Source organism: Gordonia sp. PP30, assembly GCF_023100845.1.
In the GTDB taxonomy this organism is placed as follows: domain Bacteria; phylum Actinomycetota; class Actinomycetes; order Mycobacteriales; family Mycobacteriaceae; genus Gordonia.
The window spans coordinates 3,999,682-4,013,662 of sequence record NZ_CP095864.1 but is presented as its reverse complement, the minus strand read 5'-3'; the positions used below and the strand labels follow the sequence as shown (position 1 = coordinate 4,013,662).

Here is a 13,981-nt window from a genome sequence, read left to right as displayed (position 1 = left end):
ATGGACTGGGAATACCGGATCTCCTACGGCACCCATCACCTGATCGGCGATCAGGACGCCGTCGAAGCACTCGCCGCGGTCCTCACCGCTGCTGGCACCGAGCACTACATGCATCGGCGCTCGATCGGACTCGGCAGCATGCATGACCGCGGCCCGTGGCAACTCTGGACGGCATGATGAACCCCATGATCGACGATCCCCTCGACGCACTGGCCGACGTGTTCACCGGCACCCCGGCCGAGCGCCTGACGCTCGCGGCCGAGGTGGCTGACCGCCTCGACCGGCTCCGCTCGGTGATCGACGCGGGGGAGATCGACGCGACCGCGGCGCAGCGGGCCGCTCTCGACGGCGCGGTGATCGCACTCCGCGCCGTCGTCGGTTGAGCTGTCACACCGACACCAGCCAGTGACGGTACCGCCGGACCTTCTTGCTGGCGCCAGCAAATAGGAGGCCGGGCACACACCTCACCGTGTGCCCGGCCTTCGTCGGCATCAGGCCGTAGCGTCTGGCCGGCGGCCTGGTTGCCGCGGTCGCTGTGGCCAGTCGCCGCAATAGTTGTAACGGTGATGACCGTTAGTGTTACAGTGGAGACATGAGCAACACCGCCCCGGTCCAAATCCCCGGCCGTCGCCGCCGCGTCAGCACCAGCGCGCCCGCGGGCACCGTCCTCGCTTACCTCCGCGTCTCCACCGACGAGCAAGCCGAGTCCGGCGCCGGCCTCGCCGCGCAGCGCGCCGCGATCGTCGCCGAGGCCGACCGGCAGGGCTGGACCATCACCGGCTGGCACGTCGACGAAGGACTCTCCGGCGGTCTCGCGCCCTCGAAGCGGCCCGCCCTCGCCGCCGCGCTCGACGTGCTCGCCAACCGGGAGGCCGCGATCCTGGTCGCCGCCAAGCTCGACCGCGTCTCGCGCTCGATGAGCGACGCGGCAGCGCTACTCGACCGATCGGCCCGCGAGGGCTGGCAGCTGGTCACCGTCGACATGGCCGTCGACACCAGCAGCCCGCAGGGCCGGGCCGCCGCGCACATGGCGATGACCTTCGCCGAACTGGAACGCGGCCTGATCTCCCAGCGCACCCGGGAAGCGCTCGCCACCCGCAAAGCGGCCGGTGTCCAGCTCGGTCGCCCCACCGAACTGGACGACGACGTGCTCACCAGGATCATCACCGAGGCATCGCAGGGCCAGTCCCTCCGCGCCATCGCGCAGGGACTCATGGCCGACGGCATCCGCACCGGCGCCGGCAAAGAGCAGTGGCATGCCCCGCAGGTCCAGCGCGCCATGGACTCCCAGCGTGGGCAGGCCATCGCCGCCAAGCTGTTCGGCTGAGACCTTGATCTTCTCCGCGGCGTCGTGGAAAAGGCTGGTCAGACAAGTCCGCAGTCGGGTCGGGGTACGCTGAACCGTGTAGGACCCAATCCTCCGCAAGCCCCGAAATAATGGGCCGTCAGAACGCAGAGGCGGGGGTCCTACATTCATCAGACCTCGGCGGTCACCCTCCCACCCTGGCCGCCTCGTTCCGCAAGGTAGATGCGCGAGTGGGCTGGTCTTCGGTCTGACTTCCGTGGCGCCGGTTGTATTCCTCCAGCACATCAGCGGCGCGGCGGAGTTCCTCGGCTGTGTACTCCGTCATCGTGACCGCCAGACCGGCACGGCGTCAGGGTGGGCTGCCAGGTAGCCGGCAGGGTGGTACTTGTACTCGCACTTCGACGTGAAGCACTCCCAATGGTCCAACTGCTCGCCGGGACCATATCCGGGCGGCCTCCTGGTCAGTACGTTGTCGCACGCAGGGCAATGAGGTTCCATCGCCTAAACGTAGGCAGCCCGCGTCAGATTCGTGGCTGTTCGGTCTGATCGGACCTGTCTCAGGCCCCGTCTATCCTGTCCTAAAGCACGTTCGTAGCTGCTGGCCGTGGGCCGGGCCCTCTCTGATCGGTCAGCAGCGTGACGGCTCCATGGGCAGAAGCTCGGGTCGAGGCAGACCTCGACTGGGGCAACATCGACGACGAACTCGAGACGATCCGCGTCCTGAGACGAAAGCGAGGAGCGCACATCGACGATGACCTGTTCGCCAAGGTCATCGGTCCAGGGCTCGGTGATCGTCCACGCGTCGGAAGGAATGGCGGCACGCACGACCGAATCGACCGCGGCGACTTCGTCGCGCGGCGCCTCAACGGTGATTACTCGTGGCTGCACGGCTCCATCGTATCCCGCCCGTTCCCGCCTGCGCTGGCCGCCATTTCGGCATACCGCCGGGCGCCTCGTCCTCCAAAGGGAAACGAGGACACCATCGGCAAGGTGTGCGTTTTTGCTGGTCACGGCCTCAAGCGTTCGGTTGTTCGGGCGGGGACGTCGGAATACCGTGGACGCCGTGACGGACGTCTTGGAGATCCTGACCGTGCCCGATGTGATGCGGCTGACGCGCCGATCGCGGAACTACGTCAACTCTGCGACGAACTCCGGCGCCCTCGAAGAGCTGCCGCGCACGGGCCACCGCCACCAGTACCTGCCCGAGCACGTCAACGACTGGATTCTCCGCGGCACCCCGCTCATGCCGACTTCGCAGCGACGTCGCCGGTGACCCTCCTGCTGGCAGTTCAACGACTAGCGGGATCGACGATTTCGTACCCGACGGCGGCGAGACCATCGCGGAGCTTCGGCATCACGTCGGCAACACGAACTCCGCGGAAGCACTCAATGTCGATGGCGACCACGCCGTCCGCGACGTCTTCCTCAACGTCGACCTGCGTGGTGCTGGCGTCGTAGCCGATCCGGACGAGTTCGGCCTCGATCGCCGGAATGTCGGCAACAGCCGTCCGGACCGAGAAGGAGTCGAACTCATACACGCGGCGAGTATGGCACCTGGCGGTCGCTCGGTGCCTCATCGGTGCCTCAACTTGGTGCACTACGAGCGGGCACGGCCGGGCGTCGCTGGGCAATACATGCAGGTCAGTGCGAGTGAGGCGACTCTGGTGGACCGTCATCTACACCACGGACCGTTCTTGTAAAGCGTAGGTCGTCGGTTCAAACCCGACAGGGGGCTCCACATCGGCCCAGGTCACCGCGTTTCGGTATGCCAGTGCAGTGCTACCCGCGCTACCGTGCCGTGCTACCACGGCGCTACCACGCCGTGCTGCCCGCGCTCGCGGCTCAGTACAGAACGAACAGATCCGTCCGGAGGTCGGCGGCGGGAGTGACCGAGGGATCGGTGGCGTAGACCTCGGCGATCAGCCGGGGCTCACCCAGGTCGCGCGCGGCGAACGACTCCATCAGCGATCCCCAGGAATCGCCGAGGGTGTCGTAGGGGCCGACGTGACTCAGGGCGAGCGCACGACCGGCCGGGAAGGTGCCCGCGGTGAAGCCGGCGGGCGCGGCCGCGACCGGAAAGCCGATCTCCAGGTCGAACCAGCCGCTCGGCGGCCCGGAGTACAGGGCGTAGCCCGGCCCGATCGGGCCGGCCTCGGCGAGCGAGGAGTAGCCGGCGTCGAAGATGGCCGGCAGGTCGGCGAGGGAGACCGCCTCGGAGAACTCGTTCACGGTGACCACGCCCTCGGGCAGCGTCACCTCGGTCGGTTCGGTGAAGGGCTCGTCGCGCAGGATCAACGGAACGTTCATGGCGACCACGGTAGCGCCGTCCTGCGACACGCACGCGGGCCCGCCGAGAGGAGTCGTCACGACTCTCCGCGGCGGGCCCGTCCGGGGGGATCGGCCTGTCGGGTCAGGCCTTCAGCGCGGCGTTCAGCCAGTCGACGGTCTGCATGCCGAACAGGTCGGTGCCCCAGCCGTACATGTCGGTCAGGAACTTCACCATGCTGCAGTCGGTCGGCTGGTAGTCGACGCGGGCGCCGCGGCCGCGCCACTGACCGGCGAGCTTCCGCGAATCGGCGGCCGGCACCAGCGACATCGGGGAGTCGTCGGCCCCGCACGACGCGATCAGGATCCGGTTGCTCTTGGCGGGCGTGCCCTTGCCGAGGAGATTGTCGCGGTAGGCGTGCTGGAAGTCGCCGATGTCGGCGGGATTCCGCCCGTTGAACAGGGTGCGCAGCGGGACCATCGGCATCGTGAAGTAGGCGGGCGTCTGGCACTGGCCGCGGTAGTAGTCGGCGATCGCCCGGCCGGTGGGGTTGAGCTTGGCGTCGATCTTCATCTCCGGGTAATGCGGTTCCAGGCCGAGCAGGGTGGCCATCGCGAATCCGGAGCCGACCGAGCCGTCGGCGGTGCGGATGAAGTTGCGGTAGTTCACCACCATGCCCTCCAGGACGGTGGCGCGGATGTTCAGCTCGGGCGCGTACGACGGTGCCAGCTCGCTCGCGAAACCGGCGCCCACGCCGCCGCCGGCGATCCCGAACAGGCCGATCGGGGCCTTCGCGGAGAGCCCGGCGTCGTGCAGGCTCAGCGCGGCGCGCAGGCCGTCGAGCGTGGTCATCGCGCTGTACCGGCCGGCGAAGACACCGTGCGGGCTCAGGTCGCCGTTGTTGCCGACGTCCGAGATCACGACGGCGTAGCCCTTCCCGAGGAGCTGGGCCAGCGGCCCGAGCGCCGACCACGACGCACCGTCCATCGGATCGGCGCCGGTCCACATCGCCGAGGGGTGGCAGTTGCCGCCGACGCTGTCGTTGGCCATCTGGTAGCCGACGACTTTGCGTTCGGAGTTCTTCCGGCCGTCGCGCGGGATCATCACGATGCCGGTGCTGATGTCGCGGCGGCCCTGCAGATCGGTGGTGACGTACATCGTCTTCCACGCGTCGAGCTTGCCCGGCTTCACGCCGAGGAACTGGACGTCGACCTGCTTCGCCTTGAGCACGGTGCCCGGGGTGTCCGACGGTTTCAGCGCGGGCTCGGCGTAGAACGGGTCGCCCGGTGAGAGCGGCCGCAGGATCTCTTCGGGGCTCGCGAGCTTCGCTCCGGTGAAGGTGCCGACGACGTAGCCGTTGAACACCTCGCCGAGGCCGGGCGTGCGGTTGGGTGTGGCGGCGGCTGGTGCAGCGACGGCGCCGACGAGGACGGCGGCGGTGCCGACCGTCGCGAGAGCGGTGGTGAGAGCGCGTTTCACTGGTAGGTCACCTTCATCGTGTCGAGGGCGGACTGCAGCGTCGGACCGATGTTCCAGATCGGCCGGTGCGACTCGAACTGCTGCTCGTAGGGCACTTGCAGCTGGGCGCGGAGGGTGGCCCAGTGGTTGTCGACCAGGTTCTTGTACTTGGGCAGCAGCTGCTCGGTGATGTACTCCCAGCGCTCGGGGTACACCGACCAGTTCCAGGTCGCCAGCGGCAGGGTGAGCGTGGCGGTCCGGCCGTCGGGGCCGGTACCGGTCACCTGCATCGGGTGGAACGAGCGCGGCGGCACCACGCCGGCCACCGACGGCGATCCGGCGATGGTGGTGGCGTAGGTGAGGGCCTCGCCGATGTCGCCCTTGTAGGCGCGCACGGCGTCCCACTGGTCCTTGATCACCTCGCCCTGCTCACGACGCAGCAGGCGGGCGTTGCCCGCGGCCACGGCGGCGGGCTGCTTGGAGGCGATCTGCTCCCAGGCATGCAGGATGTCGTCGCTCATCAGCCCGGCCGCGTGCATCTCGCGGAGCGCAGGCAGGCCTCCGGTGACGTACGCCCGGTGCTGCGGCATCAGGTCGGTGAAGATGTTCTTCTGCATCACCAGGATGTCGCCCTGGACCTTGTACAGGTCGGCGGCGGAGATGACGGCGCCGACGCGGGCCAGGGCGCGCAGGCCGGCCGGGAGCTTGTCGACGAACACCGGCCCCAGGGTGCGGTTGGTCTCGGAGACGATCGCGTTGGCGATCGGCTGCAGCTGCCCGATCCGGTAGACGTTGGTGGCGAGCTCGAAGTCGGCCAGGCCGCCGCCGAAGTCGGCGCCGACCATGCCCGCCATGCCTGCCCACTGCAGTTCGCGGTGCGCCAGCTGCAGGTTCTCGTAGTAGCGGTACGACTTGATCAGGTTGCCGCGGTTGGCCGTCACGCCGGCGCGCGGATCCCACGACTTCAGGTCGATCCCGGCCGCGTGGGTCGCCTCGGCCAGCCAGTACTGGAGGAGCAGCGCCCGGTACGACGACGGGGCGTCGCCGTCGGCGCGGGCCGCCTCGACCAGCTTCTTCAGCGTCGGGACGTCGGTGGGCAGTATCGGGTTGATGCCACCCGGGCCGTGCGCGGCGTCGCGGTTGACCGTCGGCAGGTTCAGGTAACGGTCGAGCGGGGCGGCCGTCGCGGGTGCCGCGGTGAGCGCGGAGCCGACGACGGTGACGGCGGTGGCAACGCCAGGGCTGCGGCGCCCAGGCGGGTGTGGCTGCGGGTGGCCGTGCGAGACATGACGGGTCCTTCGGTGTCGTGCCGATTGCGCACCGGCCGGGAACGAACGGTGCGATCAGGACAATGAGACAGATTTCGGTAACTGTCTTATCGTCGCGGTGGTCAGTGGACCACACGGTTGTTGCGGAGTCACGTCCGTGTTACCTGCCGGTAAGGTGCCGGTGCCGTGTCGCCCGACGGCGAATGCCCAGCGTGCCGGGGGTTTCTGGTGGGCGCCCGGCGCGGTGATCGGCGGTGCGCGAGTGGGGTGTATCTCGAATCGGGAAACAAAGTGATTCACATCTCTCCCGGGCCGGTCGACTCCCGGTGCGGCACACTGGAGACCGTGAGTGCAGACGCAGTGACCGTCGAGACCACCTTCGGCCCGGTGCGCGGATCCCGCGACGCCGATGTGGACGTCTGGCGCGGAATTCCGTTCGCGGCACCGCCGGTCGGCCCGCTGCGCTGGCGCCGCGCTCGCGACCCGCAGCCGTGGACTCAGCCGCGCGATGCCACCGGCTTCGGGCCGGTCTGTCCGCAGCCGACCATGCCGGTGATCGACCTCGGGCCGGGCACCACGAGCGACGAGGACTGCCTCTACCTGAACATCTGGTCGCCCGCGGGCGCCGCCGCCGAAGGCGAGCGCCGCCCGGTGCTCGTATGGCTGCACGGCGGGGCGTACATCTGCGGCTCCGGGAGTCAGCCCCTGTACGACGGCACCGCGCTGGTCCGGGCCTCGCTCGACGAGGAACTGCCCGCCGTCGTCGTCACCCTCAACTACCGGATGGGCGCGCTCGGCTTCGCGCACTTCGGCGATCTCACCGGGGCCGAGGCCGCGTTCGACGCCAACTGCGGCCTGTCGGACGTGGTGCAGGCCCTGCGCTGGGTGCGGGCGAACATCGAGCGCTTCGGCGGCGACCCGGACCGCGTCACGGTCTTCGGCGAGTCGGCCGGCGGCGGCCTGGTCACCACGCTGCTCGCCGTCCCCGCCGCGGAGGGCCTGTTCGCCCGCGCGATCGCCCAGAGCTCCCCGGCGACCAGCATCTACGACCACGAGCGCGGGGTCCGCCACACCGAACTCCTGCTCTCCGAATTGCACGCGCCGGAAGGCGCCACCGCGGAGCAACTGCGGGGCCTGCCGGTGGCCGCGCTGGTCACGGCCAGCACCCGCGTCTTCAACGACGTTCCGATCCGCTACCCGGGCACCATCGCCTACGCGCCGGTGGTCGACGGCGATCTGGTGCCGCGCGATCCGGTGGAGGCGATCCAGGCGGGCGACGCGCACGACGTGCCGCTGATGATCGGCACCAACCGCGACGAGACGTCGCTCTTCAAATGGATGAAGGCGCCGCTGATGCCGGTCACGCAGGAGCAGGTCGGCGCCATGTTCGACCTGATCGCGCAGGAGCAGCCCGAGCTCGCCATCCCGCCCGAGGACCAGGTCTCCGGTGCGTACCGCGGCCGCAGTTCGGCCAAGTCCATGGGCATCTCCCGCGACCTCGCGTTCCGGATGCCCGCGCTCTGGATCGCCGAAGCGCACAGCCGCCGCGCCCCGGTCCACCTCTACCGGTACGACTGGGCGACTCCGCTGTTCCGGGTCCTCGGGATCGGCGCCACCCACGCCACCGAGCTGCCGTACGTGTGGGGCAACCCGGCATCGACCAAGCTCGACATCAGCTATCGGCTCGGCGGCCGCAAGACCGGCGCCAAAGTGCGCCGGCGGATGCAGCAGCGCTGGCTCGGCTTCGCCGCCGGCGGTGATCCCGTCGCCGACTCCCCGGCGCTCTGGCAGCCGTACACCACCGACGGTCAGCATTCCCTCCTGATCGGCGCCGAGGACACCGCGGTGACCGAGCTGGACCGGAACCTGTTGCGTGCCTGGGGTTCCGACGTGCTGAGCTTCCGGTGAGCGGGCCCGGCGTTCGGCGGATTCACGCCGCGGGACTGCACGACGGCGGCTTCTCGCACGCCGCGGTGGCGCCGGCGGGGGCCACGCTGTTCACCGCGGGCATCTCGCCGCTCGACTCGTCCGGCGCCCTCGACTCGCCCGGCGACCCGAGCGCCCAGGCCCGCCGCTGCCTGGCCGACCTGGCCACCGTCCTGACCGCCGCGGGCGCGAGCCCGGACGGGCTGGTCAAGCTGACCGTCTACGTCGTCACCGACGACCACGACGTGCTCGGCCAGGTCTGGCGGATCGTCGACGAGTGGTTCGCGGTGACCCCGCCGGCGATCGTGCTCGGTGTCGCGGCGCTCCCGTACCGGGGTCAGCGGGTGGAGGTGGAGGCGATTGCGTCCGTCCATCGGTGACGATCAGCGACGCGCCCGGCTGCAACTCCGGCAGTTCCCCGCGCCCGGACCGCGGCCCGCGGACTCGCCCGTCGCACTGGCCGGCACGCTCGCGGGGTTTCACGCGACGACGTCGTCGACCGTGCACCTGTCGGCCTGGGCCCGCGACCCGCGCGTGCGCCCCGGCGACCTGGAGTCCGCCCTCTACGACGACCGGGCGCTGGTCAAACAGCTCGCGATGCGGCGCACCCTGTTCGTGCTGACCCGGCCGCTGCTGGCCGCCGCGGTCGGGGCGATCGGCGCCCGGGTGGCGGCGTCGGAGCGGACCAACATGTTGCGCGAACTGCGGCGGAGCCCGGTCAGCGGCACTGAGGCCGCGGTACCCGACCCCGAGGGCTGGATCGCCGCGGCGAGCGAGGCGGTGCTCGCGACGCTCGCCGCCGAGTCGCTCACGACCGCGCAGCTGCGGGCCGCGCTTCCCGAGTACGACCTGTCCGTCGACGTGCACCCGGGCAAGACCTACGGCGGGGCGGCGCCGATGCTGCCGCGCCTGCTGAATCACCTCTCGGCCCGCGGTGACATCGTTCGCGGCGACGGCGCCGGGTCGTGGAACACCGCCCGCAACACGTGGACCACCATGACCTCGTGGCTGGGAACGGAACTGCCGCACGCCACGCCCGACGACGGCCATGCCGAGCTGGTGCGCTGCTGGCTGCGCACCTACGGGCCGGGTACCGAAGAAGACCTCGTCTGGTGGCTCGGCTCCACCAAGACCGCGGTGCGCAAGGCCCTGTCGGCGGTCGACGCGGTCGAGGTGGCCCTGGACTCCGGCGACGTCGGTCATCTGCTGCCCGACGACCTCGACGACGTCGAGCCCGGGCCGCCGCGCGCACTGCTTCTGCCGGAGCTGGATCCCACCACGATGGGCTACAAGAAGCGCGACTTCTACCTGGGGCCGCACGCCGCCGAGATCTTCGACGCCACCGGCAACGGTGGGCAGACGGCGTGGTGGGACGGCCGGATCGTCGGCGGCTGGATCCGGCGCCCGGAGTCGTCGTCCGTCGAGGTGCTGCTGCTGGAAGACGTGCCCGCACCGGCGCGTCGCGCGCTCGATCTGCGCGCCGAAGAACTGGCCGCGTGGCTCGGCGAGGAGAAGCTGGTCACCGGCTATCCGTCGCCGCAGACGCGCAGGCATCGCTGACAGCGACCTCACAGGAATCATCCAGGCGGGGTGCAGCGGCTCGGTAGATTGTGGTGACCATGAGTTCATCGAGCCTTGCCCGGCCCGCGAAGGTCCTCGTCGTCGACGACGAGGAGAACATCCGCGAGCTGCTGTCCGTCTCGCTGAAGTTCCAGGGCTACGACGTCACCACCGCCACCGACGGGCCGAATGCCGTCGACCTGGCCAGATCGGTGCGGCCGGACGTCGTCGTGCTCGACGTGATGATGCCAGGCATGGACGGCTTCGGGGTGCTGCGGCGACTGCGGGCGGACGGCATCTCGGCGCCCGCGCTGTTCCTCTCGGCCCGGGATTCGGTGGCCGACAAGGTCAACGGCCTGACCATCGGCGGCGACGACTACGTGACCAAACCGTTCAGCCTGGAAGAGGTGATCGCCCGGCTGGAGGTGCTGCTGCGGCGCAGCGGTTTCGGCGACGAGGCCGCTGAGCCCACCCGGATCCGGTTCGCCGATCTGGAACTGGACGACGAGACCCACGAGGTGTTCAAGAACGGCGAGCTGGTCGCGCTCTCGCCGACCGAGTTCACCCTGCTGCGCTACTTCATGGTCAACGCCGGGACCGTGCTGTCCAAGCCGCGGATCCTGGACCACGTCTGGAACTACGACTTCGGCGGCGAGGTGAACGTCGTCGAGTCGTACGTGTCGTACCTGCGGCGCAAGATCGACACCGGGCCCAAGCGGCTGATCCACACGCTGCGCGGGGTCGGCTACGTGATGCGCGAGCCGCGGGAATGACCGGGCCGTGACCGCCGCTCCGCCGCCGGCCGCTCCGGCGCCCCCGTCGGTCGTCCCGCCATCCCGGGTCCTCGCCCGGCGACGCGGGATCCCGCTGCGGATCTCGCTCGTCGCGCTGACCCTCGCGCTGGTCGTGGTCGGGCTGGTGGCCTCCGGTGTCGCGGTCACCTCCGCGATGCGCAGTGACCTGATGAACCGTGTCGACGGCAGCCTCATCGAGGCGACCAACACGTGGGCGCGGCCCCTCCCGCAACCGGGGGGCGGCACCCCGGATCACCGTCCCGGACCGCGCCGCCCGCCGTCGAACTTCTTCGTCCAGCTCAGCGCCGGAAGCGAGCAGTTCACCGTCAGCGACTACGACTGGCTGCCGGACCTGTCCAGCCTCCCGAACGGCGACATCGGTCCCCGGACCGTGCCGTCGGCCAGCGGTGGCCCGGACTGGCGGGTGATCCAGCGGACCAACGGCACCAGCAGCGTGGTGGTCGCCACCCCGCTCAAGGACCTCGACGACACCCTCAGCCGACTGATCTGGCTGCAGGCCGGGATCGGCCTGCTGGTGGTCGCCGCGCTCGGCCTGCTCAGCTATCTGCTGGTCAACTCGTCGCTGCGGCCGCTGCGGCGGGTCGAGGAGACCGCGCACGCGATCGCCGGCGGCGAGTCCAACCAGCGCGTCCCCGAGTTCCGGCAGGGAACCGAGGTCGCGAGCCTGGCGTCGTCGCTCAACGCGATGCTCAGCCAGATCGATTCGGCCTTCGCCGCGACGCGTGCGTCCGAGCAGCAGGCCCGGGCGTCCGCCGAGCGGGCCCGGGGCTCGGAGGACCGGATGCGGCGCTTCGTCGCCGACGCCTCGCATGAGCTGCGGACCCCGCTGACCTCGATCAAGGGCTTCTCCGACCTGATCCGGGCCGGCATGATGCCCGATCCGGCGGACGGCGTCGCCCGGATCTCCGCGGAGGCCGACCGGATGAGCCTGCTGGTGGAGGATCTGCTGATGCTCGCGCGGCTCGACGCGCAGCGGCCGCTGGCGAAGTCGCCGGTGGACATTCCGGGTCTGGTCGACGACGCGGTGGCCGCGGCCCGTGCGGCGGCGCCCGACCGGGAGATCATCGTCGTCGACCGCACCGATCGTGACCTGCCACCGTACGTGGAGGGCGATCCCGCCCGGCTCACCCAGGTGCTGCGGAACCTGATCGGCAATGCGATCACCCACGCGCCCGAACCCGCGCCGATCATCGTCGAACTGTCCGCCGACGACCATCGGGTGCGCGTCGAAGTGATCGACCAGGGGCCGGGCCTGTCGGAGGACGACGCCGACCGCGTCTTCGAGCGCTTCTACCGGGGCGACGACTCCCGGCACCGCGACTCGTCGTCCGGCGGCAGCGGCCTCGGCCTGTCCATCGTGGCCGCGCTGATCGCCGCGCACGACGGCACCGTCGGCGTGGCGTCCCGGCAGGGGGAGGGCGCGCGGTTCTGGTTCGTCCTGCCGCGGCTCGATCTGCCGGAGTGACCTTCGGCCCGGGCCGGGCGCGTGAGATGAACCACAGCGGGGTGCGAGCCCTACTCTTCCTCTGACGACTGAGAAGGCGGGGACTCGTAGGGGATGGGGCGGTGTTCGATACCGGCACGACGAGTACGTCGCGATCGACGCGCCGGATCCGTATCGCGAAATCGTCGTCCGGCTCCACCGGGTCGCCACGCACGTCGTCGAGTCGGAGTCCGGCGAAGTGTCGGGCCGGGTCGGTTCGGCGTTCTTGTACCGGCTGTTCGGCGTGTGCAATCGGTTCGGCCGCGAGAACCTTCCGCTGACGATCCGGGCGCGCGTGCAGGGGCCGGGTGCGCACGTGTCGATCAGCGACCGCTCCGGTCCCTGGATCTACGGGTCGGACACGCTGCTGACGCCGGTGTACGAGGTCCACGCCGACATGATCCTGTCGATACTGCGCGCGGTCTGAGTCGCCCGGCCGCCCCTTGTCTGGTCCGGGTGCCGACACCGCCCGCGCCATCTAGGCTGAGGTCATGGCTTCGATTTTCAGCAAGATCATCAACGGAGAACTGCCCGGGCGCTTCGTCTGGAAGGACGGCCAGTGCGTCGCGTTCCTGACCATCAACCCCGTCACGCCGGGGCACGTGCTGGTGGTTCCGCGCAAGGAGATCGACCACTGGGAGCAGATCGACACCCCCACGTTCACGCATCTCTCGGACGTCTCGCAGAAGCTGGGACGGGCCATCAAGGAGGCCTACGACGCCCCGCGCATGGGTCTGCTGATCGCCGGCCTCGAGGTGCCGCACCTGCACATCCACGTGTTCCCCGCGTGGAGCGAGGACCTGTTCGACCTGCGGGCCGCGGAGAAGAACCCGGATCCGGACGTGCTGGACGAGTCCGCCCGCCGGATCCGCGCCTCGCTGCGGGCGATGGGCTACCAGGAGAACGTGCCGGACGAGCCCGCTTCCTGACGACGGCCGCGGTGGCCGCGCCCCGGCGCGGTCACCACTGCTGTTGCAGGTCGCTGTTGCGGCCGATCACCTTGGCCTGCGCGATGATCCCGGTGATTACGAACACGAAGTACAGCAGGTACCACCACCAGCCGTGCGAGACGCGCGCGGTCACGTCGCCGTCGCTGAACTCCGAGGTGCGGATGGTGTCGGACAGCAGCATCAGGCCGCCGACGATGGCCGTGGAACCGCCGAGCGCGCTCAGCACCACGAGCAGGATGGCGGGCAGGTTCATCGCGAGCGCGGCCCAGGCCAGCAGGACGCCGACCACGACGCCGACCACGATCACCAGCCAGTTCCAGTCGACGCCGACGGCGGCCATCACCGCGGTGCCCAGCGCGAAGCCGATCGACGCCATCGCCAGCAGGACCGCCACCGCGTAGTAGAGATAGGCCAGCAGCGCGAAGACGACCGCGAGCAGGATACCGACGACCCACCCCAGCGCCGAGGTGAGAAATCCCTGGTCGCCGATCGCCGAGACCAGACCCGCGCCGAGATTGAAGCCGACGAAGGCGCCCCAGACGGTGATGACGATGCGCATCGCCACCACGCCGCGCAGACAGAAGACCGCACCCACGAGGATGGCGACGATCCCGATCACGATGTTCGACGTCATGCGCAGATCGTAGCCTTCCGCGGGCCGGCTCGTCGGCCGCTGGCTGAGGTGTGAACCCACCTCCGAGTCGCACCGCGCCGGTGATCCGTCGCGGATCCTGTCGCCGGGCGGCAGACGTCGCGGATCCTGTCGGATCCGTCGGCGAATCCGCGACAGATTTCGGCCCCGGCAGGATCCGCGACAGATCGCCCCGGGCGTCGTCGACGATGCGACCTCGTCTGGGTGGCGGTGCTGGCGTTTCGCCATCCTGCGGGCGACTCTGGACGCCGCTGGCCAGGTAGCGCCCGCACAATCCAAGTTCGCCCGCACCGTCCA

The 13,981-nt window shown here is 70.0% G+C and carries 15 protein-coding genes and 1 pseudogene; 11 read left to right on the top strand and 5 right to left on the bottom strand.

Features of this window, described 5'->3' with window-relative positions; all coding sequences use genetic code 11:
- The 4 genes from MYK68_RS18575 to MYK68_RS18560 all read left to right on the top strand — a co-directional run bounded on the left by MYK68_RS18575 (position 1) and on the right by MYK68_RS18560 (position 2,579).
- Positions 1-177, top strand: coding sequence for a hypothetical protein (locus MYK68_RS18575; protein ID WP_247865216.1), 177 nt, complete (start codon positions 1-3; stop codon positions 175-177).
- Positions 174-383 (top strand): hypothetical protein, encoded by a 210-nt coding sequence (locus tag MYK68_RS18570; RefSeq protein WP_247865215.1) that lies wholly within the window; start codon positions 174-176, stop codon positions 381-383. Before MYK68_RS18575 ends, MYK68_RS18570 begins: the two co-directional genes overlap by 4 nt.
- Before the next feature lie 209 nt (positions 384-592).
- Complete coding sequence (locus MYK68_RS18565; protein ID WP_247865214.1) at positions 593-1,327, top strand: recombinase family protein; 735 nt, start codon at positions 593-595, stop codon at positions 1,325-1,327.
- Between the two features lie 1,042 nt (positions 1,328-2,369).
- Entirely contained in the window at positions 2,370-2,579 is a 210-nt protein-coding gene (locus MYK68_RS18560) for a hypothetical protein (RefSeq protein WP_247865213.1), read from the top strand.
- Positions 2,580-2,595: 16 nt separating this feature from the next.
- On the opposite strand, the gene MYK68_RS18555 is transcribed toward MYK68_RS18560, so the two are convergent.
- The 4 genes and pseudogenes from MYK68_RS18555 to MYK68_RS18540 all read right to left on the bottom strand — a co-directional run.
- Entirely contained in the window at positions 2,596-2,844 is a 249-nt protein-coding gene (locus MYK68_RS18555) for a hypothetical protein (RefSeq protein WP_247865212.1), read from the bottom strand.
- 304 nt (positions 2,845-3,148) lie between these two features.
- Positions 3,149-3,613, bottom strand: coding sequence for a GyrI-like domain-containing protein (locus tag MYK68_RS18550; RefSeq protein WP_247865211.1), 465 nt, complete (start codon positions 3,611-3,613; stop codon positions 3,149-3,151).
- 103 nt (positions 3,614-3,716) lie between these two features.
- Positions 3,717-5,051, bottom strand: a complete 1,335-nt coding sequence (locus tag MYK68_RS18545) for a lipase family protein (protein WP_247865210.1) — start codon at positions 5,049-5,051, stop codon at positions 3,717-3,719.
- Positions 5,048-6,253, bottom strand: a pseudogene (locus MYK68_RS18540) (hypothetical protein); the annotation flags it as partial. The pseudogene MYK68_RS18540 and the gene MYK68_RS18545, both read right to left, overlap by 4 nt.
- Before the next feature lie 390 nt (positions 6,254-6,643).
- Between MYK68_RS18540 and MYK68_RS18535 the strand changes: the two are divergent.
- The 7 genes from MYK68_RS18535 (at position 6,644) to MYK68_RS18505 (ending at position 13,011) form a co-directional block, all read left to right on the top strand.
- Positions 6,644-8,206: a carboxylesterase/lipase family protein gene (locus MYK68_RS18535; protein WP_247865209.1), complete on the top strand. Its 1,563-nt coding sequence runs from the start codon at positions 6,644-6,646 to the stop codon at positions 8,204-8,206.
- Positions 8,203-8,604, top strand: coding sequence for a RidA family protein (locus MYK68_RS18530; RefSeq protein ID WP_247865208.1), 402 nt, complete (start codon positions 8,203-8,205; stop codon positions 8,602-8,604). Before MYK68_RS18535 ends, MYK68_RS18530 begins: the two co-directional genes overlap by 4 nt.
- A complete protein-coding gene (locus tag MYK68_RS18525) occupies positions 8,585-9,784 on the top strand; it encodes a winged helix DNA-binding domain-containing protein (RefSeq protein WP_247865207.1) in 1,200 nt (399 codons plus the stop codon). Before MYK68_RS18530 ends, MYK68_RS18525 begins: the two co-directional genes overlap by 20 nt.
- A 59-nt stretch (positions 9,785-9,843) precedes the next feature.
- Positions 9,844-10,557: a response regulator transcription factor gene (locus MYK68_RS18520; protein WP_247865206.1), complete on the top strand. Its 714-nt coding sequence runs from the start codon at positions 9,844-9,846 to the stop codon at positions 10,555-10,557.
- 7 nt (positions 10,558-10,564) lie between these two features.
- Entirely contained in the window at positions 10,565-12,064 is a 1,500-nt protein-coding gene (locus MYK68_RS18515) for a sensor histidine kinase (RefSeq protein WP_247865205.1), read from the top strand.
- A 217-nt stretch (positions 12,065-12,281) separates the two neighbouring features.
- On the top strand, positions 12,282-12,509 hold the full coding sequence (locus MYK68_RS18510) for a hypothetical protein (RefSeq protein WP_247865204.1): 228 nt from the start codon (positions 12,282-12,284) through the stop codon (positions 12,507-12,509).
- A 64-nt stretch (positions 12,510-12,573) separates the two neighbouring features.
- The gene (locus tag MYK68_RS18505; protein WP_247865203.1) at positions 12,574-13,011 is read left to right on the top strand and encodes an HIT family protein; all 438 of its coding nucleotides are present in this window, start codon (positions 12,574-12,576) and stop codon (positions 13,009-13,011) included.
- 31 nt (positions 13,012-13,042) lie between these two features.
- Here MYK68_RS18505 and MYK68_RS18500 read toward each other — a convergent pair whose 3' ends face one another.
- Positions 13,043-13,666 carry a TM7S3/TM198-like domain-containing protein gene (locus tag MYK68_RS18500; RefSeq protein WP_247865202.1) on the bottom strand — a complete coding sequence of 208 codons (624 nt, stop codon included), beginning with the start codon at positions 13,664-13,666 and terminating at the stop codon, positions 13,043-13,045.
- Positions 13,667-13,981 lie beyond the last annotated feature (315 nt).

Coding starts and splice junctions, on each gene's coding strand:
- MYK68_RS18575 (WP_247865216.1), top strand. CDS start 1: ATGGACTGGGAATACCGGATCTCCTACGGCACCCATCACCTGATCGGC.
- MYK68_RS18570 (WP_247865215.1), top strand. CDS start 174: ATGATGAACCCCATGATCGACGATCCCCTCGACGCACTGGCCGACGTG.
- MYK68_RS18565 (WP_247865214.1), top strand. CDS start 593: ATGAGCAACACCGCCCCGGTCCAAATCCCCGGCCGTCGCCGCCGCGTC.
- MYK68_RS18550 (WP_247865211.1), bottom strand. CDS start 3,613: ATGAACGTTCCGTTGATCCTGCGCGACGAGCCCTTCACCGAACCGACC.
- MYK68_RS18520 (WP_247865206.1), top strand. CDS start 9,844: ATGAGTTCATCGAGCCTTGCCCGGCCCGCGAAGGTCCTCGTCGTCGAC.
- MYK68_RS18505 (WP_247865203.1), top strand. CDS start 12,574: ATGGCTTCGATTTTCAGCAAGATCATCAACGGAGAACTGCCCGGGCGC.
- MYK68_RS18500 (WP_247865202.1), bottom strand. CDS start 13,666: ATGACGTCGAACATCGTGATCGGGATCGTCGCCATCCTCGTGGGTGCG.